We start from the raw sequence: 19,017 nt of genomic DNA on the forward strand, positions 1-19,017 counted from the left end.
CGCGGCGGCGGTCGTGGTTTATTGAGCACATCGACAATCGCGAACAGGTGGGAGCTCATGGTCCCTCCCGGGGAAGCCCAGCATGCGCTGGTCACCATCGCGCGAATAGCCGAAGAGCAGGGAAATGCCCTGGAGCGGACATTTCACCTCTTCGGTGACGGGGCCTTGCTGGGGCCCGGTGCGGCGCGAATGTTCCAAGGTTTGACCGAGCGGTACGCGAATGTCCGGCAAACCTTTCTCCGGGCCTTCGACGCCGTCGAGCGAATCGCGACGGCCGAGGGAAAGCCGGCCGGAGTCGAGCGTCCGCGTTTCCGCCCGGCTCCGGTGGCTCCTCCGCCGTCTCCCGGCGGGTACGTGGGCGGCTCGCCCGAACTCATGCAGGCGCTCGACGCCGAATTCGGCCGCGTGGGGAGAAACTGGCAGGACGCGGGAAGCGAGCTCTCCGCGGCGCTGTCCAGGCTGGGCCTGGCCACGGCGGCGGGGCAGGCGGTCGCGACGGCCGGTGGGTGGCTTCTCGAGCAGCGCGACGACCTCCGGCGACGCCGTGCCGAACTCCTGGAGACTCCATCGGAGACACCCGTGCCCACCCTTGGCCTGGTCCCCCTTCTCCTCGGCGCGCGGAGCCGAGCCGGCTCTCCGGTGGAGGACCTCGCGGAGCAGGCGACCTCGCTCCTCAACAAAGGGATCGCGTGGTACGGAGACTTCTGGGCGGCCAACGTCGGCAGGCTGAGCGTGAAGCTCGGGAGGTCGGAGATCGGCGACGTGGCCCAGCAGTACGTCGACAAGATCGCGGAGCCGTTCGTCCAAGGAGCGAACGAGGGAGGCTGGGCGCTGATCAAGGGCGCGTGGAACTGGTCGCAGCTCGGCCTGATCACTGACCCGTCCGGGTATCTGGACCGCATGCGCGGGGCGGGAGAAACGGCCGAGTTCGCCAGGCGGCAACCGGTCGAGTTCGCCAAGGCACTCGTCGATCTGGAAACTCTGCAGAAGGATCCCAGCCGCTGGTTCGGCCGGCTCCTGCCCGACATCATGCTCAGCGTCGCCACCGTGGGTGTGGGCACCGCGAACCGTTTCCACACAGGGCTCGGTAACGGCGGCCGCCGCGGGACCTCACCATTCCAGGATCCGACCCTCACACGTCATGCCGGTAACGCGAAACAGAAGGAGTTCGACGCGAACTTCGCCGGCATCAAGGACGTGAATCCGCAGTTCTCCACACGGGCCTGGGAATACAGCAACAACTGCCAGAGCTGTGTCGTGGTAGTGGATCGCGTTCTCGGGGGTTCGTCGCCGATCTCCGCGGTTCCGTACCATCCCGCACACCCGTTCAAATGGCCTGGCGGTGTGACCGACAGCGTCGGGGGTGGACGGGCGTTTCGCCTGGTCAAAGACTACGACGAGGTCGTATCGGAGATGCTGCGGTCCGGAGACGGCGCCCGCGGAATCGTCCACGGCATACGCGTCGATCCACGGACTGGAGTCCCTCGCGCGGGTCACGTCTTCAACGTGGTGAACCGCAGTGGAAAGATATACTTCGTCGACGGTCAGTCCGGCACGTGGGCGACGCCTGAGACGTATTCCCGCATCGAATTTCTGCGCACGAACTAGCCGGGAGGAAAAAGCGTTGGACATCGAGCAGGCCAAAGCGCTGGCCGAGCAATGTCTCGCACGCTTCTCGACCGCCGAGGAGCCGTTGGCCTTTTATGGCGACGAAACCATAGACGACCTCGGCTGGTGTTTCGTCTTCCCCTGGAACACGGCACGGTTCGTCGAGACGCGCGACTTCGCGCACGTGCGCGGCCCGGGGTACGGCCCGATCGTCGTGGTCAAGGGCAGCGGTGACACCTGGATGATGAACGGCCTGCCCGAAGATCAGCAGCTGGCCGCCTACGCCAAGGAGCACGGCCTGTCTCCGTGACGGGAGCGGCTCTCATGGAGTTCTTAGGTGGGCTTTATAGCGCTTTTCGCTCATTTTGCTGACGATGGAGCGATGGAGCGCGTGCCGCAGGATGCCGGGCGGGTTCGGTGGTTCGTCGTCGCGGGCGGCGCCCTTCTGGTCGTGGCGGTGCTGGCGTACTGGCTTGGGAGCATCGGGGGAGGCGGTGGTGAGGCCGCGCCCGGGCCGAGTGCGGCGCCGACGCCCAGTGCGACGTTGACGACGCCCGAGGTGTTCGAGCGGGTCGGGCCGTCCGTCGTGGTGATTCAGGCCGGCAAGGCGTTCGGGACCGGGATGATCGCGGCCGAGGACGGGACGATCCTGACGGCGCACCACGTCGTCAAAGGCGCGAAGGACGTCACCCTGACGTTCGCGGACGGGACCAAGGCGAAGGCCGTCGTCGCGTCGTCGAATCCCAAGCGGGACATCGCCACCCTCAGGCCCGAGAAGCTGCCGGAGATCGTCGTCCCGGCCACGCTCGGGGGCGCCGTCTCGGTGGGTGCGCCGGTGGTGGCGATCGGCAATCCGCTCGGGCTGACCTACAGCGTCTCCACCGGTGTCGTGTCGGGCTTGGATCGTACGTCCAAGGAGGGTGATCTGAGGGGGCTCATCCAGTTCGACGCCTCGGTCAATCCGGGTAGTTCGGGCGGTCCTCTGCTGGATGCTCGCGGGCTGGTCATCGGGGTCGTGGTGTCGATCGCCGATCCGGGCGGCGATGAGGCGTTCGCCGGGATCGCGTTCGCGGTGCCGATCGGCGTGGCGCTGGGCGGCGACGAAGGCGACGGCCCGCCGGGCGGGCCCCAGATCTGAAGGAAGGCCATGACCCATCCGCTGGAACAGGTGTTGTTCGAGGTCAAACGTACGATCGTCGGGCAGGACGTCCTGCTGGAGCGCATGGCCGTGGCGCTGATCGCCGACGGTCATCTGCTGGTGGAGGGCGTGCCGGGCCTGGCCAAGACGCTCGCGGTGAAGTCGCTGGCCGCGGCGATCGCCGGGAGTTTCCAGCGCGTCCAGTTCACGCCGGACCTGGTGCCCGCCGACCTCGTGGGTACGCGGGTCTACCACCAGCACTCCGGCGAGTTCCGTACCGAACTCGGCCCGGTCTTCGCGAACCTGCTGCTGGCCGACGAGATCAACCGCGCCCCCGCCAAGGTGCAGAGCGCCCTGCTGGAGGTGATGCAGGAGCACCAGGTGACGATCGGCCGGGAGACGTTCCGGGTGCCGGAGCCGTTCCTGGTGATGGCGACGGAGAACCCGATCGAGTCCGAGGGCACCTACCCGCTGCCCGAAGCGCAGGTCGACCGGTTCATGATGAAGGTGGTCGTCGACTATCCGACGCAGCCGGAAGAGCAGGCGATCGTCGCACGGGCGCTGCGCCCGCCCGAGCCGCCGCAGCCGACCGTGACGGCCGAGGACCTGATCGCGATGCGGGCCCGTGCCCAGCAGGTGTACGTCGATCCGGCCATCGTCGACTACGCGGTACGGCTCGTCGCCGTCACGCGTTCCCCCGCGACCGCCGGACTGGGCGAGCTGGAGCGGTACGTCACCTACGGCGCCAGCCCGCGCGCGTCCATCGCGCTCGTCACGGGCGCGCGGGCGCTGGCGTTCCTGCGCGGCCGCGACTACGCCCTGCCGCACGACCTGTCCGAGCTCGCCCTCGACGTGTTACGGCACCGCCTCGTCCTGTCCTACGAGGCCCACGCGGATGACGTCGACCCGGACACGATCATCACCAGGGTGCTCGGCGCCGTCCGGGCGCCCGACGTCGTCCTCCAGAACCGCTGAACCCCATGGCCACCGCCCCCGAGAGGCTCCTGCTCCGCCTGGAGTGGAAGGTCGTCCGCAGGCTCGACGGCCGGCTCCAAGGCGCCCACCGCACCGCGCATCGCGGTTCCGGGATAGATTTCACCGGTTTGCGGGCGTACACCGACGGCGACGACGCTCGCCACATCGACTGGAACGTGACCGCGCGGCTGGACGAGCCGCACCTGCGGGTGTTCACCGAGGACCGCGAGCTGACGGTGTGGCTCGTGCTCGACCGGTCGGCGTCGATGACGGCCGGGCCACCGGGGCGCGGCAAGCACGACGTGCTCGCCGAGCTGGCGCTCGTCCTCGCCCGGCTGTTCGGCAGGGGCGGCAACCGTGTCGGCGCGCTGCTGTTCGACGCGGGGGTGCTGCGCGTGGTGCCGCCCGGCACCTCCCGGCGCCACGCGTTGCGGATCGGCGCCGAGCTGGTACGCACCGCCGAGGCACGCGGCGCCACCACCACCGACCTGGCCGAGATGCTCGATGCCGCCGGACGGCTGGCGCGCCGCCGCGCACTTGTCGTCGTGCTGTCGGACTTCATCGGCGACGGCGACTGGGAACGTTCGCTCCAGCGCCTGGCCCGGCGGCACGAGGTGGTCGCCCTGCGGATCACCGACCTCGCCGACGACGTCCTCCCCGAAGCCGGGCTGATCGTGGTCGAGGACGCCGAGACCGGCGAGCAACTCGTCGTCGACTCCGCCGACCCGCTGCTCCAGGTTCGGTTCCGCGCCGCCGTCGACGCCCGCGACGCCCGGCTCACCGCGGGCATGCGGCGGGCCGGCGTACCCGTTCATCGCGTCGGCACCGACCGCGACCTGGTCGAGGCGCTGGTCGAGGTCGTAACCCGGACCCGGGACCGGTCGCCATGACCCTTTCCTCGCCGCTGCTGCTGGTTGTCGGGCTGCTCGTCATGGCGGCGCTCGCCTGGGCGGCCGTCGTCACGTCGCGCCGCCGGGCTGCGTCGCTCGCGCGGGCCGGGGTCGCCGTGCCGGCGGGGCGCCGGCCGTACCTCGGAGTAGGTCTGACAATCACCGGCGTCGGGGTGCTCGCGCTCGCCACCGCGGGACCCGCGGCCATGGTGCCGGTGCCGCGGACGGCGGGCACCGTCATCCTCGCCATCGACGTCTCCAACAGTATGGGCGCCGACGACGTCGCGCCCACCCGGCTGGCGGCGGCGCAACGGGCGGCTCGCGCGTTCGTGGCGGCGCAGCCCGACAGCGTCGACATCGGCGTTGTCGCGTTCGAGAGGGGCGCGCTCACCACCGCCCGGCCCAATGCCGACCACTCCGTCGCGCTCAAGGCCATCGACCGGCTGAAGATCACCGGCGGCACCTCGCTGGGGACGGCCATCACCGCCTCACTCTCGGCGATCACCGGCAAACAGGTGGCCATCGGCCGCGACATCGGCTATTGGCCGTCCGCGACGATCGTCATGTTCTCCGACGGCCAGAACCAGGGCGCCGACGTCGAACCCGCCGCGATCCTCGCCCAGCGCGCGAACGTCCACATCCACACCGTCGGCGTCGGCACCACGGCCGGGACCACGGTCAAGGTCGACGGCTACCACCTGCAGACCTCGCTCGAGCAGGACACCCTCACCTTGATCGCGCAGACCACCGGCGGCGCCTACCACCCCGCCTCCGACACCGCGCGCCTCGACGGGATCGCCGACACGATCGACCTGCGGCTCACCGTCTCCGACGAGCCGTTGCCCCTGGCCGGCGGGCTGATCGGCCTCGCCCTGGTGCTCCTCACCGCGGGCGCCGCGCTCACCATTCTCCGGTCCGGGCGGGTGATCTGAATGACGTTCTCCTGGCCGTGGGCGCTGCTGTCCGTTTTGGCCATCCCGCTGATCTTCGCCATCCGCGAGTGGGCCCGGCGCCGCCGCCGGCGTGCCGCCGTCCGTGTCACCTCTCTTGCTCTGGTACGCACCGCGTTGCCGAGCCGTACCCGATGGATACGGAAAATCCCCCCGGCACTCTTCATTTCCGGACTCGCGCTCCTGGCGGTGGGAGCCGCGCGGCCACAGGCGTCCGTGCCGGTGCCGTCCACCTCGGCGACGATCCTGCTCGCGCTCGACACGTCCGGCTCCATGTGCTCCACGGACGTCGACCCCAACCGCATCACCGCTGCTCGGAAGGCCGCGGCGCAGTTCATCGAGTCGCAGCGGGGCGGCCCGCGCATCGGCCTCGTCACGTTCGCCGGAAACGCCGGCCTGCTCGTCCCGCCCACCGGCGACACCGATGCGCTGATCGAGGCCCTGGACGGTCTGTCCGTCTCCCGCGGCACCGCGATCGGTCAGGCCATGCTCGCGTCGATCGACGCCATCGCCGAGGTCGACCCGTCCGTCGCGCCCACCGGAGCGGACGTCTCCTCCGGCTCCGGCCCTGGTTTCGCCGGTGCCGCGATCGTCGTGCTCACCGACGGGGCCAACACCCAGGGCGTCGACCCGCAGATCGCCGCGCAGGAGGCGGCGCTTCGCCGCGTCCGCGTCTTCACCATCGGCTTCGGCACCACGAACCCGGCGCCGATGGTCTGCGACAACTCCCAGTTCGACGGGCGCGGGTTCGGCTGGGGCGGCGGCGGACGCGGCGGCTTCGACCGCGGCCGCAACCCCCGCACCATCGACGAGCCGGCCCTCAAGCAGATCGCCCAGACGACCGGCGGCTCCTACCACCGCGCCGAGAACGCCGGCCAACTCCAAACCGCCCTCGACACGCTGCCCGGCAGCTTCACCGTCATCCGGCAGAAGGTCGACACAGCCGCCTACTTCGCGGCAGGCGGCGCCGTCCTCATCGTCTTGGCCCTGTCCCTGTCCCTGTGGTGGAACCGCCCCCTACGCCCCGTATAGACGGGCGATGTCCTCCGATTCGGGCCAGCCGCTGTAGGTGGGCGACTTCGGCCAGCCCTCGGGCGAATCCTGCCATTCCTCCTGCCGTCCGTAGGGCAGCAGGTCGATGAGCGGGAAGCTGTAGCTGATCTGCTCCGTACCCCGGCCGCTGGTGTGCCAGGTCCGGTAGACGGTGTCGCCGTCGCGCAGGAACACGTTGACCGCGAACCCTTCACCCGGACCCGCGCCGACGTCGGCGCCGAAGGGGCTGTTCGCCGTGGAGTACCAGGTCATCTGGTTGCCTACGCGCCGTTTGTAGGCGAGTGCTTCGTCGATCGGGCCCTGGGTGACGATGACGAACCGGGCGTCGTAGTTGTCCAGGAAGTGCAGGCGGGTGTACTGCGAAGTGAGCCCGGTGCAGCCTGAACACTGCCATTCGCTGTCCGGGAACCACATGTGGTTGTAGACGATCAGCTGCGTCTTGCCGTCGAAGACGTCCGCCAGCCGGATCTTCCCGTTCTCGCCCTCCAGGATGTAGTCGGGCATCCTCACCATGGGCAGACGGCGCCGCTGCGCGGCGATGGCATCGAGTTCCCGAGTCGCGGCCTTCTCCCTGACGCGTAGCTCGTCCAGCTGACGCTGCCAGGTGTCGGCGTCTACGACGGGCGGAAGTGCGTTGGCGCTCATGGGTTCCCCCATTGATTATTGCGGTGACTTGCCGTGCACAGAGGTAGACCTACCCTGATGGTGAAATTCATCGGTGGGGGTCAGGTCAGCAACAGTGGCCTTAGCCCGCGGATGAACTCGACGGCATCCGCCTGATGGTCGCGCCCCGGGGCGCCTCGCACGATCTGGACGACCAGCAGCTTCTTGCCGCTCTGGGTCCACGCCATCGCCTTCCCTCCGACGACGGCCCCATCGGTGTCCCTTATCGTCGCGCTGTAGCCAGGCGCTGTGCCGACGGGTAGGTCCGCGCCGCCGTCCTTGGCTTTCGTGTATTCAAGGCTTTCCACGGTGGAGGGGGACGGGTCGTGCAGCTCGATGGTCATCGACGCCTTGTCGGAGAGTCCGGGCGAAGCGGCGACCACGCAGTGTGAGAAGCGGGCCGGTGACGTTGAGCCGCTGGCGTAGAAGTTGTCCATCCCGATCGCGCGGCCGATGGCTTGGCGCGAGACGACTCCGCACTCCAGGGGAGGTGCGGTCGCGCTGCCGAGAGGGCTTCGGTCCACAGGCGGAGTAGACGACGAGCACGCCGCGGTCACGAAGACGACCACGAGCGAAACGGTTCTTGGCCGAACTCTCATTCCGCTGCTTTCGGGTAGGGAGGTACGTTCAACTGGAACCCTCTCCACACGGATATGGCGGTCTCATTGAAGACCCCGGAAGCGTCTGAATGCTTCAGCCACTCGTCGTAGGCGCCGGCCTGGGTCGAATTCATCTGATCGAGCGGGATGATCTTGCCGCCTACGAGGAAGTCGCCGCCGGAGCTCTTGGCGTAGTTTTCAAAGGCGTAAGGGTGAGTGGAGCCTGGCGTCGTCGCCTTTCCGAACAGCTCATGTCGCAGCATCGCGTCGGCCGTCAGGGCGGTGAACAGATCCTGGCTCTTGCGCAGTGTTGCCTCGCCCTTGCTGCGCGCTGCGTCGCCCTCGGTGTACTTGAGGTGATCGCTGACGTTCGCCTCCAAGAACTCGTATCCGGCGACGACCGCATCCCCTGCGGGCGTCAGCGCGAGCTTGAGTGTTCTGCCGACGGCGTCATTGAATGCCTTTCTCCGCTGATCGTTCTCGTCCGCCTCGTTGATGCCGGTCAGGTTGCCGGCGTCGACGACAAAGGAAAGCGTCTTGCTGAGAGTGTGAATCTTCGCGTCGAACAGCTGCTTTGGAGCGGTGGTCATGTTCTGCGTGAGCAACTGCTGACGGTACGCATCCTGCTCGGCCTGCGTTGCGGACGGATGGCTCTTCTGCCATTGGGAGAACGCTGTATCGATCTTCTCGCGTATCGCCGCGCCTTCGGCGTCCATGACCTTCATGCTGTACTCGCCATGTCCTTCGAGCACCGTTTTCAGCGCTTCAGTGTCCGTGAAGGTCCAGGTCATCGCCTGCTTGAGCGCGTCGCGGTCGAACATGGCCCCGTGGGGTTGCCTGCCGGGCAGGTTCATGTCGGTATCCGGCAGCCGGGTGACACCCGGTGGTTCGCTCACGCCGGAATTGGCCACTCGATGAACGTCACCTATGTAAGCCGAGAAGATGCGCGCCGCGTTCTGCCGCGTATCGGGAAGCCGAGCCTGAACCTTCGGGTCCGCCCAGAAATGGACCGCCCACGACGCGATCAGAGCCGACTTGTAGCCTCGTGAGCCTCCTTCCTCCTGGCTGTGATCGCGGAAGGTCGTCGTCGCCGCCTCGATCGCTCGGCCGAGTTCTCCGCTGCCTTCGCCCCAGTAGTTGTCCCGCATCAGGAAGCCCAGCGGCCGACGTACTGGGTCGGTGAAGAAGTCCTGCGCGACCTTGGGGTTCCTCGCCAAGGCGGCAGCGAGCCCGGGACCGAAGCCGACGATTTTCTGCTGTTCGGGAGAGGGCTTCCTTGCGTTGTCGAAGACCTTGTTGGCGATGTCGCGAAGGAACGCGTCGTCGAAGGTGCCGTAGCGCAGGAGCTTGTCGATGATGTCGTTGTCCGGCGCCGTCCATTCGGACGCGATCAGCTCGTCGGCATAGCCTTTGGGCAGTCTCATGTTGCCCACGCCTCGCGAAGCCGTACCGAGAGTCACGCTTAGTGCCGCAGCGAGCCGATCCGTGGCTGATGCCGGTGGGTCCTTCCAACCGCGGTCTCGGGAGTAGGGGTCTTTGGCGTAGAGGTCTTTCAGCAGTGCTTTGAGCTCTCGGGGCGGCATCTCCTTGGCGAGAGCGACAGCGAAGTAGGGATCATGCTTGTGCTTCTCCAGCAGGTCAAGTGTCTCGCGGGCAGGCGCTGTCTCGCCGTCTCTCCGGGCCTGTCGAAGCCGATCGGCAAGGGACTTCGCGACTGCCGCGCCGCTCGCCGGTGAGGATGACGGCCAGAGCGTCTCGTCAGCCCAGGTCACTCCCTTGTCGAGCCCGATCTTCTGGGTGGAGACGATGAGGTCCAGTCTTCGCTGTAGGTCGGGGACCTGTTCACCAATTTGGAACCCGATGTCTCTCAGCAGGCCCGGCCCCGGCAGGCTGGTGCCGAGCTGGCGCAAGGTGCTGTGGATTTGCGCATCGGCCGCCGACCATGACTGTTCAAGGCGCTTGATCTCGCCGATCAGCTGGGTCATGAGTTCGGGATCGATACCGACTCGATTCGGGGATGGATTCACTGGAGGAATCCCCCCGGGGGCCAGTCCGGCCGCGGTTTCCAGGGCGGGAATGCGTCTCCGGCAGGATCGTTGGCCTGCGGGCTCACAGGTGTGGAGTCGACCAGCGCGAGGGCCCTGCGGAAGACGCTTTTGTAGGCTGCCTCCCAGGCTTGGCAGTCCTTGATCAGCTTGTCCGCGGCCCTGCCCTTCATGGCACCGCTTTCGAGCAGGGCGATGAGCTTGTGCACGTCGTTGGCATGCTGGTCGCGCAACTGCTCGATCGTGCGTCGGGCCGCCTCGATCTGCTCCTGTGTCGCCATCATCCGACATCCTTGACCATTGAGGACGATGATCTGTGGGACCTATGTGACGCTAAGGGGTAATCAGAAGGACGTCGAGGTGCGCTGCTGAAGCCGCACCAATTCAATGAGTTGTACTACTCAGGATGCCATCGACTCCGGTGAACCTGCCTACCCGCTGCATCGCTCAAGAGAATGGGATAGGCGCAGGAAAAGTGACCGCCTGTAGCCCTTCGGCGTCCGCGTTGGGTGTTATGGCGGACGTGGGTCAGGGCGAAGCGATTTCGGCTGTCTTCCGCTTTGCGGTGGCCGTAGGTGGTTGTGCAGGGGCTGATATGACCTGATTTCGCTTTCGGTTGAGGCGTCAGGGCGGTGTCAGGCGGGGGACGCAGGGTGTGGGCGAACGCACGATCGTGACCTCTGCGCCGAGTGTGGGGCCTGGGCGTACTTCCGCGCGAGCACGCGATCGTCTGACCTCGCGAAGGGAAACCGTCATGCGACAACTCGACGTCTCCGCCTACCAGACCGCGGAGAAGCTGGTGATCCAGAACAGGCACAAGCTGGTCACCGGCGACCGGGTCCGGCCGATGTGGACGGGTGATGGGGCCGAGTTCTGGTACCGCAGGGGCCGGCGATTCTTCCGAGTGGACAGGGAAGAGAGACGTCCGGCTTTCGATCATGTACGGCTGGCCAAAGGGCTGGCCGACGCCTCCGGTCAAGACGTGGACCCGGAGGCGCTGCCGTTCACCGTGATCGGTCTTGACGCGGAGGCCGTGGAGTTCGCTGCCTTCGACGGGTACTGGCGGTGCCCGCTGGACACCTACCGGGTGGAAGCCGCACAGCCTCCCGCGGGCGCGGGATTCGACGAGGTGGCCTCGCCGGACGGGCGGCATGCGCTGTTCATCCGGGACCACAACCTGTGGGTACGCGACCTCGCCGACGGCCAGGAGCGGCGGCTGAGCAGCGACGGCCAGGAGGACTACGACTACGCCACCGGCCCGGACTGGTGGCACTACTCGGTCCTGATCCGCAAGCTGGGTCTCCCCGGCATGCCACCGGCCGCGGTCTGGTCGCCTGACGGCACCCGCGTGCTCACGCACCGCACCGACCAGCGTGGCATCCGCCGGGTTCACCTCATCGACGCGCTGCCGGCTGATGGCGGGCCGTCGCGGCTTTATACACAGCGGTTCGCTTACACGGGCGACGAGAAGGTCGCCCTGGCCGAGGTCGTCGTCTGTGACGTAACGACAGGCACGGTGGTGCGGGCCGAGGCGGAGGCGCTGCCGATGTCGCAGATCTCGCCGGTGTTCCAGCGCTGGATGTGGTGGGCGGGTGACGGCTCGGCGTACTTCGTGGGATATCCGCGCGATCAGCGCAGTCTGTCGCTGAACCGGCTCGACCCGGCGACCGGCAGGGTGGACACGGTGCTGACCGAGACCGGTACGACGAGGGTGGAGCTGAACCAGTGGGCGGAGGGGCAGGCGCCGATGGTCGAGGTGCTCTCCGGCGGGGACGAGGTGCTGTGGTACTCGCAGCGCGACGGCTGGGGCCACCTGTATCTGTACGACGGGCGGACGGGGGCGTTGAAGGGGCAGGTGACCTCGGGCGAGTGGACGGTCCGCGAGATCCTGCGCATCGACGAGGCGGCGCGGGTGGTGTACTTCACCGCCTCCGGCCTGGTCGCCGGTGACCCGTATCCGCGTTCGGTCTGCCGGGCCGGGCTGGACGGCTCGGGCACCGCGGTGCTGACGGATGACGGGCTGGATCACGCCGTCACGGTCGCGCCGGACGGGTCCTGCTTGGTGGACTCGGCGTCCACCACCGAGATTCCGCCCGTGATCACTCTGCGGGACTGGACCGGCCGGGTGCTCGTCGAGCTGGAACGCGCCGATGTCAGCGGTCTCGTCGGGATCGGCTGGAGCCCGCCCGAGCGTTTCCGCGTCAAGGCCGCCGACGGCGTGACGGACGTGTACGGCGTGCTGCACAAACCCCACGGCTTCGACCCCGAGTGCAGCTACCCGGTCATCGACCACCCCTACCCGGGCCCGCAGCGCAACCGCGTGGGCGGGGCTTTCACGGAGATGCCGTTCGCCCACGAGGCCGAGGTGATGGCGGCGCTCGGCTTCGTGGTGATGGCCCTCGACGGGCGGGGCACGCCGGGCCGGGACAAGAAGTTCTTCGACCACTCCTACGGCAACGTGGGAGACTCCGCCGATCATGTGGCGGCGCTGCGCGAGCTCGCGAAGACCCGGCCGTGGATGGACCTGGACCGCGTGGGCGTGGCGGGCTCATCGGCCGGCGCCCACCAGGCCGTCCGCGCCATGCTCGACCACCCCGAGTTCTACAAGGTCGGGATCTCGACCTGCGGGAACCAGGACCTGGAGAGCTACCACGTCGGGTACTCGGAGATCTATCAGGGCGCCCTCGGCGAGGCGGACTACGCCCGGGTGAACAACGTGACGCGGGCGGAGCGCCTGCGCGGCAAGCTGTTGCTGATCCACGGCGGCATGGACACCAACATCATGCCCGACCACACCCTGCGGCTGGCCGAGCGGCTCATCATGCTCGACAAGGACTTCGAGATGCTGATCGTGCCCGGCGCCGAGCACCTGTTCCTCGGCTACCACCACCACACCTATCGCCGCGAATGGGACTTCCTGGTGCGTCATCTGATGGGGGCCGAGCCGCCCGCCTACCGGATCGCCCCGCTGCCGTTCGATCCGGAGCTGCTATCCGACTGGTTCTGACAGCTTCGCCAGCGCCTCGTGCCTGGACTGTTCGGCGCCCGCGCGGTAGGCCTGCTCGTACCGTGGGGCGCCGAGGCGGTCTGTCAGCTCGGCGGCGAGGGCGGCCAGTTCGGGCTCGCCCCGGTCGAAGGCGCCGCGGATGGCCTGGCTCAGGCCCAGGGCGGTGGCCGCACCGTACGCGTCGCCCTCCAGCAGCAGCAGCCTGGCCAGCAGCTCGGCCGCGGTGGCGGCGGCACGCTCGTTCAAGCAGGTCTGGACGGCCGCGGGGAACAGCTCGCGGGCCGCCTCCACCCGCCCGGCGGCCAGCAGGTTGGCCAGCCGGGCGGGCGCGACGAGCTGGGCGACGGCTCGCTCGTCCATGGACAGGGCGCCGCCGAGCGCCGCCAGCTCGCCGACCGCCTGCTCAGCTTCCTCCAGCTCTCCGGTACGGCGGTGCAGCTCGGCCACCCGGCGCCACAGTCCGATCTCCGAATGCCGCCTGACCCGCGGGTTCACCAGGCTTCTGGCCAGCTCGACCGCGTGCCGGGCGCCGTCCTGGTCACCGGCGCGAGAACGTTCGCCGGCCAGCTCGGTCAGGTGCCAGATCTCCTCGCCGATGCCGATCTCGGCGGCCAGCAGCGCACCGCGTTCCAGCGCGGCGATCGCCGCCTCGTGCTCGCCGCCGATCGAGTGGACACGTGCGAGGCTGTTCAACGTCATGACCAGCCCGACGCGCTCGCCGAGCTCCTCGAACCGGCGCAACGCCTCCGCCAGCGCCTCCATGGCGTCCTGCCAGTCGCCGTCGTCGCCACGTCCGGTCGCCTCCAGCCAGTACGCGGAGGCCCGCGCCCACGGGTCCCTGTGTTCGCGGGCCTTGCGCAGCTCGGAATCGGCCAGGTCGGCGAAGCCGTACACCGTCACGGCAGCGAGGACGAGCGGCACCGCCACCGCGAACCGCTCCACCGCGCCCGTACGGATGCACGCGTCGATCAGCGGCCGGGCCTCGGCGGCGGGCGGGACGGCCTGGTTGCCGCCGAGCACCTGGATGGCGGTCAGCACCGCCCGCACGTCCGCGGGCAGCGCGTCGCCGAACGCGAGCACGTCGGCGACGAGCTTCTCCGAACGGGCGTCGTAGCGCGTGTACCAGTACCAATACAGCGACAGCAGCAGTCGCCACGCGGCGTCGGCGTCCTCGCCGGCGATCGCCGTGCGCATCGCGTCGATCAGGTTGTCGTGCTCGGCGTCGAGGACGGCGAAAGCGCGCAACTGATCATGCGAGCGCAGCGCGGGCTCGTGTTCCTCGGCCAAGAGCCGGAAATGCCGGACGAACCAGGCCCGGACCTCGGCCTGCTCACCGCTGCGGCGCAGTTCCTCCGCGGCGTAGGCGCGGATCGTCTCCAGCATCCGGTACCGCCCGCCCGCCGCCTCCACGAACGACTTCTCCACCAGCGAGTCCAGGACGTACACGCTTCCGCACACCGCCTCCACCGCCGCCTCGCCCGCGCCGCCGGTGAAGACGGCGAAGCGCCTGGCCAGCGTCCGTTCCTCGTCGCTCAGCAGGTCCCAGCTCCACTCGACCACGGCGTGCAGGGTGCGCTGGTGCGGAAGCGCGGTCCTGTTGCCGGAGGTCAGGAGCCGGAACCGGTCGTCGAGCCGGCGGGCGATCTGCGTCACGCTCATCGTGCGCAAGCGGGCCGCGGCCAGCTCCAGGGCGAGCGGCAACCCATCGAGGCGTCGGCAGATGTCGGCGATCACGGCCTCGTCCAGCGCGACGCCCGGCCGGACGCCGGCCATCCGGTCCCGGAACAGCCGGACCGCCTCCGGCTCCTCCAGCGGTCCGAGCTGGTACACGGCCTCGCCGGCTATCGCCAGCGACTGCCTGCTGGTGATCAAGATGTGCAGGTACGGCAGGCGCTCCAGTAATTCGTGCGCCAGCTGGGCGACGTCCTCCACCAGCCGCTCACAGTTGTCCAGGACGAGGATCGCCGGGTCGTCCTGGATCAGCTCGGCCACCTGTTCCAGGGGAGCGGCCGGTACGGCCTGCCGTACACCCAGGGACCTGAGCACGGCGTCGACCAGGCCGTCGGGCGTGTCCACCGCGGCCAGGGAGACGAACCACAACCGTCCGCTCCGGTACGCCGGATGCCGGATCACCACCTCGACCGCCAGCCTGCTCTTGCCCGCGCCGCCCGGCCCGACGATCGTGACCAGGCGGGAGGTCTCCATCAGCTCCAAGATCTGCTTCAGCTCGTGCTCCCGGCCGACGAAGCTGGTGAGCCGCAGCGGCAGCCGGGGCCGCGCCCGCGCATGGCCATAGTCGCCGCGCAGCACCGCCAGGTGTGTGTCGCACAGCTCCTGACCGGGTTCGACACCGAGTTCCTCATCAAGCCTGCCGCGGACGTGCTCGAACACGGCCAGCGCCTCGGACTGCCTCCCGGCGGCGGCCAGGGCCCGCATGCGCAGCGCGGCCAGGCGTTCACGGAGGGGATGACGGGCGCCGGCGGCCTCCACCTCGGCCAGGATCGTCTCGTGCCCGCCGAGCCGGAGCTCCGCCTCGAAGCGGTCCTCGGCGGCCGACAGCCGCAGGGCCTCCCAGCGAGCCGCGGCGGACACGGCGAACTCGAGCTCTCCAACGTCGGCCAGCGGCGCCCCGCGCCAGAGCCCGAGCGCCTCGCCGAGCAGTTCCGCCGCCTTGCGCGGCCGGCCGGTGATCAGCGCGTCGCGGCCCCGCGCGAGCAGATCCTCGAACCGAAAAGCATCCACATCCCGTACGGCGAGCCGATATCCACCGAAAACCGACTCCACCCACCAGACCCCGCCCAGCGTCCGCCGTAACCTGGACACCAGCGCCTGCAACGCGTTGGCCGCATCGGCCGGCGGATCGGCGCCCCACAGATCGTCGATCAGAATGTCGCTCTGTACGGCCCGGCCGGACGCCAGCGCGAGCCTGGCCAGCAGCCCGCGCAACAGAGCGCCGCGGATCTCGATCGCCTTCCCGTCGTCACCGAAGGCACGTACCCGGCCCAAGAGCTCAATGCGCACCCGTCCACCCTACGGATGACCGCTCACGGATCATGACCGCCGGCCTGCCGTACCTTCTCGAAAGAGCGCCGCACCAGGTGCTCGTAGCTCGGCAGGTCAGGGTCAGCACCACGATCGTGATGGAGGAGACCACGGTGATGATGGCGGCGCCGATCGCGGTCAGGATCTGCCGGGCGAAGTCGGCGTTGCCGCTCAGCACCCAGGTCGGGAGGGTGAACGCGCCGCCTGTCCCACCTCAGGTGAACAGAGCCTTCCGTCGATCAGGTGAGCGGCGTACCCGGACGGCCACTGTGGATCAGGCGGCCAAGGGGAGTCCTGGCTGCCCGGAGTCCGTTCCGACCGCGTAGTGGACGTCCTCGCGGACGGAACGGAACCCGCACGCCCACGCCAGACGGCGGCTGGGGAGGTTGCCACGGGAAGCGGTCCAGCTCGGGACACGGCCGCGCCGCCGGATGTCCGCGCACAGCCGCAGTACGCAGGCCGTGGCCAGCCCGCGGCGGCGGAAGGCCGGTTCGGTGGCCACGGCGAGCTCCTCGTAGACGTGCCCGACGAGGAACGGGCAGGCGACGGCGACCAGTCTTCCGCGGACGAAGGAGCCCCAGGCCAGGCCGCCGGCGAGCAGGCCGTCCGTGCCGCCCCAGGTATCGGCCACCCACCGCAGCGAATCCGGCAGGCCGTCGTCGGGACGCAGCCGCCGGGCGACCGCAGCGGCGTCCAGAGGTAGGACGGGCCCGGACTGGATGTGGACGATCCGCTCCCATGGGGTGATCCGCGGAAACGCGGCGCGAAGCAGCGGAAGGAACCACCGGGGAGCCTCGACATAGCCGCGGATGTGCCGCTCGAGGTCGCCGGGGACGAACGCGGCGGGGTCGCCGCGCAGAAGGTGGTGGAAGCCGCAGCTGAACAGGGCGGCGCGAGGCTCCGGCAGCCGGTCGGCCCACACCTGGCCGTGGCCGGTGAGCAGGATGTGCGCGGCCATGACCGGTGGTCCGGGGATCTCGGCGGGGAGCCTCGCGTGGAGCTTCTCCAGGTCCGCGGGGTCCCGTAGCGGGTACGGCATCAGCGGCCGGTCACGCGGATGCCGCGCCTGCGGAGGGCAGCCTCGAAGGCCTGCTCGTCGGCCGGGGTGAAGCCGTAGCGGGTGCCGTTCCGGGTTTCGACGAGGTAGACGCCGGTGATGGTTTTCGTCGCGCACATCCGGACTCGTCCGTGGCCGGCGGAGCGCATGCCGTACAGGGCGATGCCGGGCATGACCAGGGCCACGAAGAAGCTGGGCGCCAGCCGTACGCGGGAGACATTGGAGACCTCGGCCAGCGGGATGCGCCAGCGCAGTACCGGACCATATTCGGCGCTCAGCACTGAATCCGAGACCACATAGCGCATCAGCGGAAAGCAGAGCGTCAGCGCGGCCATACACGCGGTCACGGCCACGAGGACCAAACCGATGACCGGCTGCTTGGGCAGGTTAACGACCGCGGCGAAGCCGAGCAGCGCCGTCACCGTGGCGAGCGACAGGTAGCCGCGTGAACGGCGGGCATGGAAAAACGCCGGAAGCGCGCTTCCGGCAGCGCGGCCGTTCACAGGACACGGTTCTTGCCAGCCGCGGATACGGCCATCTGGATATCTCCATGGGAAGGGGAGGCGGGATCACATCGCGCGAACGAGTTTCCCCGTTAGGGGAGACGGAATTGCGCGATGACGAGAAGGCGGGTGTGGCAGACAGCCATTGGTCCTTCTCCTTTCCGCAGCCGGTTTCCTCACTATGGTCGAGCCCAATCGGCGCGGCAAGAACTCTTGACACCCTTCATACGCGGCACGCTGAGGGGCGCAGAGATCGCCGCTTCGCCAGTAGTGCCCCCGACCTGGAGGCCGCGACGTACCGCGCCTTCGCCAAGATCCCCGGTATCACGGTGGACCCCGCTGCCGTGGACGGCATAGGCCGTCCGGTGGTGTCCATCTCCTTGGTGGTCGAGGGCTACCTGAAGGAGGAGACCCTGCTCGACCGGGGCCACCGCACCAATCCCGTAGGCGGGACGACATTGTCGAGAACTCCTCGGTCCTCCTGGCGACCGGGATCGATGGTCGCTATGGCCAGCGCCCCTGACAGGTCATACCGAGCAAGGAGACGCGCCGACGCGTGCCAGGTCGACGACCATCAGCCGATTCTGAGTAGTCGGCCAGTACAGGACGGGGCCGTCCTGCGGCCATACGCCGGCCTTTATCGCTCCCCATGGCGTCTCGGGCTTCGTCAACGCGTCGTAGGAACCGAGGAGGGCGGCCTCGCCCGTGCAGCGATCGTAGATCTGCATCACATGTCCAAGGTTTGCGGCTCCCCAGGTCTTGGGGTTGGAGTCGTCACCATCGACTGTTGGGACGCCGAGAAGAGCCAGCCGATCGCGGATCGGAGGCCTAATCAGGAGCGCGTCACGTGTACGTGGCCCATGCCTACACCTGGCGCCCATGTAGGCCGAGCATTCAAGTGGAGAGGTCCAGGTCCGTGCCTGGACGCTTGGGCGGAAGAGTGCCCCGGCAGGATTCGAACCTGCGGCACCCGCTTTAGGAGAGCGAAGGTTCCTCCGCGTGATCGGGTGCCTTGAGCTGGGCAAACGGCCTATCCGGGCGCCTAGGTCACGCAAGATCATCCCGTGTATGTCCCCAGACATGCTGACCCGCATTAGCTTCGGGCTTTCGCGAGGAATTTGAGCAAGCTGCTCGTTACATGAGAAAGTGCCTTTGAGCTGGGAGGATGGGGCTTGTCTAGAGTCCTGTCCACGCCAGATCAGAAGGCACTTCAAGTGAAGACTATTGCGTCCCAGCGCAAGATCGAGGCGTCCGCGGACGGTTCGGGGCTTGTCTCCCACGCAGGCGCCTTGCTGTTGCTCCACACCTTGCGCGTCACCGGCCTGGGCCAAGCGTTATCCACCCAACTGCGGCGTTGGCGGCAGCCCGGGCAGTGCACGACTCCGGCAAGGTCATCGCCGACCTGGCCGCCACCCTGGCCCTCGGCGGTGACTGCCTAGCCGACATCGCACTGTTGCGCTCCCAGTCCGACTGCCCTCGCCGGACGT

General features: G+C 68.6%; 17 protein-coding genes and 1 tRNA gene. 8 read left to right on the forward strand and 10 right to left on the reverse strand.

From position 1 onward, the window contains the following. Window positions 1-57: 57 nt before the first annotated feature. The 7 genes from ACFWY5_RS50765 to ACFWY5_RS50795 all read left to right on the forward strand — a co-directional run bounded on the left by ACFWY5_RS50765 (window position 58) and on the right by ACFWY5_RS50795 (window position 6,593). Window positions 58-1,608: a toxin glutamine deamidase domain-containing protein gene (locus tag ACFWY5_RS50765; RefSeq protein WP_379639301.1), complete on the forward strand. Its 1,551-nt coding sequence runs from the start codon at window positions 58-60 to the stop codon at window positions 1,606-1,608. A gap of 16 nt (window positions 1,609-1,624) precedes the next feature. Continuing rightward, window positions 1,625-1,918 carry a YrhB domain-containing protein gene (locus ACFWY5_RS50770; protein ID WP_379619951.1) on the forward strand — a complete coding sequence of 98 codons (294 nt, stop codon included), beginning with the start codon at window positions 1,625-1,627 and terminating at the stop codon, window positions 1,916-1,918. A 72-nt stretch (window positions 1,919-1,990) separates the two neighbouring features. Then, window positions 1,991-2,746: a S1C family serine protease gene (locus tag ACFWY5_RS50775; RefSeq protein WP_379639302.1), complete on the forward strand. Its 756-nt coding sequence runs from the start codon at window positions 1,991-1,993 to the stop codon at window positions 2,744-2,746. A 9-nt stretch (window positions 2,747-2,755) separates the two neighbouring features. After that, a complete protein-coding gene (locus ACFWY5_RS50780) occupies window positions 2,756-3,721 on the forward strand; it encodes an AAA family ATPase (RefSeq protein ID WP_379619947.1) in 966 nt (321 codons plus the stop codon). Between the two features lie 5 nt (window positions 3,722-3,726). Continuing rightward, a complete protein-coding gene (locus tag ACFWY5_RS50785) occupies window positions 3,727-4,611 on the forward strand; it encodes a DUF58 domain-containing protein (protein ID WP_379639303.1) in 885 nt (294 codons plus the stop codon). Beyond that, window positions 4,608-5,543: a VWA domain-containing protein gene (locus ACFWY5_RS50790; RefSeq protein WP_379639304.1), complete on the forward strand. Its 936-nt coding sequence runs from the start codon at window positions 4,608-4,610 to the stop codon at window positions 5,541-5,543. Before ACFWY5_RS50785 ends, ACFWY5_RS50790 begins: the two co-directional genes overlap by 4 nt. Beyond that, complete coding sequence (locus ACFWY5_RS50795; RefSeq protein ID WP_379639305.1) at window positions 5,544-6,593, forward strand: VWA domain-containing protein; 1,050 nt, start codon at window positions 5,544-5,546, stop codon at window positions 6,591-6,593. On the opposite strand, the gene ACFWY5_RS50800 is transcribed toward ACFWY5_RS50795, so the two are convergent. From ACFWY5_RS50800 to ACFWY5_RS50815, 4 genes are all read right to left on the reverse strand, one after another. Further along, on the reverse strand, window positions 6,579-7,259 hold the full coding sequence (locus ACFWY5_RS50800; protein ID WP_379639306.1) for a DUF899 domain-containing protein: 681 nt from the start codon (window positions 7,257-7,259) through the stop codon (window positions 6,579-6,581). The genes ACFWY5_RS50795 and ACFWY5_RS50800 overlap by 15 nt on opposite strands. Before the next feature lie 80 nt (window positions 7,260-7,339). Continuing rightward, complete coding sequence (locus tag ACFWY5_RS50805) at window positions 7,340-7,846, reverse strand: hypothetical protein (RefSeq protein WP_379619937.1); 507 nt, start codon at window positions 7,844-7,846, stop codon at window positions 7,340-7,342. Window positions 7,847-7,872: 26 nt separating this feature from the next. Next, window positions 7,873-9,861 (reverse strand): hypothetical protein, encoded by a 1,989-nt coding sequence (locus ACFWY5_RS50810; protein ID WP_379639307.1) that lies wholly within the window; start codon window positions 9,859-9,861, stop codon window positions 7,873-7,875. Window positions 9,862-9,899: 38 nt separating this feature from the next. Continuing rightward, the gene (locus ACFWY5_RS50815; protein ID WP_379639308.1) at window positions 9,900-10,205 is read right to left on the reverse strand and encodes a hypothetical protein; all 306 of its coding nucleotides are present in this window, start codon (window positions 10,203-10,205) and stop codon (window positions 9,900-9,902) included. Window positions 10,206-10,675: 470 nt separating this feature from the next. Between ACFWY5_RS50815 and ACFWY5_RS50820 the strand changes: the two genes are divergently transcribed. Next, window positions 10,676-12,928, forward strand: a complete 2,253-nt coding sequence (locus ACFWY5_RS50820; protein WP_379639310.1) for a DPP IV N-terminal domain-containing protein — start codon at window positions 10,676-10,678, stop codon at window positions 12,926-12,928. Here ACFWY5_RS50820 and ACFWY5_RS50825 read toward each other — a convergent pair. From ACFWY5_RS50825 to ACFWY5_RS50850, 6 genes are all read right to left on the reverse strand, one after another. Then, complete coding sequence (locus tag ACFWY5_RS50825; protein ID WP_379639311.1) at window positions 12,911-15,949, reverse strand: ATP-binding protein; 3,039 nt, start codon at window positions 15,947-15,949, stop codon at window positions 12,911-12,913. The two genes, ACFWY5_RS50820 and ACFWY5_RS50825, sit on opposite strands and share 18 nt — an antisense overlap. After that, entirely contained in the window at window positions 15,939-16,148 is a 210-nt protein-coding gene (locus ACFWY5_RS50830; protein ID WP_379639312.1) for a hypothetical protein, read from the reverse strand. Before ACFWY5_RS50830 ends, ACFWY5_RS50825 begins: the two co-directional genes overlap by 11 nt. A 96-nt stretch (window positions 16,149-16,244) precedes the next feature. Further along, window positions 16,245-17,009 (reverse strand): GNAT family N-acetyltransferase, encoded by a 765-nt coding sequence (locus ACFWY5_RS50835; protein ID WP_379639313.1) that lies wholly within the window; start codon window positions 17,007-17,009, stop codon window positions 16,245-16,247. Beyond that, the gene (locus ACFWY5_RS50840) at window positions 17,009-17,530 is read right to left on the reverse strand and encodes a PH domain-containing protein (RefSeq protein ID WP_379639314.1); all 522 of its coding nucleotides are present in this window, start codon (window positions 17,528-17,530) and stop codon (window positions 17,009-17,011) included. The genes ACFWY5_RS50835 and ACFWY5_RS50840 overlap by 1 nt, the downstream gene beginning before the upstream one ends. 527 nt (window positions 17,531-18,057) lie before the next feature. After that, the gene (locus ACFWY5_RS50845) at window positions 18,058-18,261 is read right to left on the reverse strand and encodes a hypothetical protein (protein ID WP_379639315.1); all 204 of its coding nucleotides are present in this window, start codon (window positions 18,259-18,261) and stop codon (window positions 18,058-18,060) included. A 210-nt stretch (window positions 18,262-18,471) separates the two neighbouring features. Then, window positions 18,472-18,541, reverse strand: a tRNA-Arg gene (locus ACFWY5_RS50850). Window positions 18,542-19,017: the final 476 nt, after the last annotated feature.

The organism is Nonomuraea sp. NPDC059007 (assembly GCF_042740555.1).
Lineage (GTDB): Bacteria > Actinomycetota > Actinomycetes > Streptosporangiales > Streptosporangiaceae > Nonomuraea.

What these genes read in the sequence shown, in the direction of transcription:
- ACFWY5_RS50765 (WP_379639301.1), top strand. Translation starts at nt 58, where the DNA reads ATGGTCCCTCCCGGGGAAGCCCAGCATGCGCTGGTCACCATCGCGCGA.
- ACFWY5_RS50775 (WP_379639302.1), top strand. Translation starts at nt 1,991, where the DNA reads ATGGAGCGCGTGCCGCAGGATGCCGGGCGGGTTCGGTGGTTCGTCGTC.
- ACFWY5_RS50780 (WP_379619947.1), top strand. Translation starts at nt 2,756, where the DNA reads ATGACCCATCCGCTGGAACAGGTGTTGTTCGAGGTCAAACGTACGATC.
- ACFWY5_RS50785 (WP_379639303.1), top strand. Translation starts at nt 3,727, where the DNA reads ATGGCCACCGCCCCCGAGAGGCTCCTGCTCCGCCTGGAGTGGAAGGTC.
- ACFWY5_RS50790 (WP_379639304.1), top strand. Translation starts at nt 4,608, where the DNA reads ATGACCCTTTCCTCGCCGCTGCTGCTGGTTGTCGGGCTGCTCGTCATG.
- ACFWY5_RS50795 (WP_379639305.1), top strand. Translation starts at nt 5,544, where the DNA reads ATGACGTTCTCCTGGCCGTGGGCGCTGCTGTCCGTTTTGGCCATCCCG.
- ACFWY5_RS50800 (WP_379639306.1), bottom strand. Translation starts at nt 7,259, where the DNA reads ATGAGCGCCAACGCACTTCCGCCCGTCGTAGACGCCGACACCTGGCAG.
- ACFWY5_RS50810 (WP_379639307.1), bottom strand. Translation starts at nt 9,861, where the DNA reads ATGACCCAGCTGATCGGCGAGATCAAGCGCCTTGAACAGTCATGGTCG.
- ACFWY5_RS50815 (WP_379639308.1), bottom strand. Translation starts at nt 10,205, where the DNA reads ATGATGGCGACACAGGAGCAGATCGAGGCGGCCCGACGCACGATCGAG.
- ACFWY5_RS50820 (WP_379639310.1), top strand. Translation starts at nt 10,676, where the DNA reads ATGCGACAACTCGACGTCTCCGCCTACCAGACCGCGGAGAAGCTGGTG.
- ACFWY5_RS50835 (WP_379639313.1), bottom strand. Translation starts at nt 17,009, where the DNA reads ATGCCGTACCCGCTACGGGACCCCGCGGACCTGGAGAAGCTCCACGCG.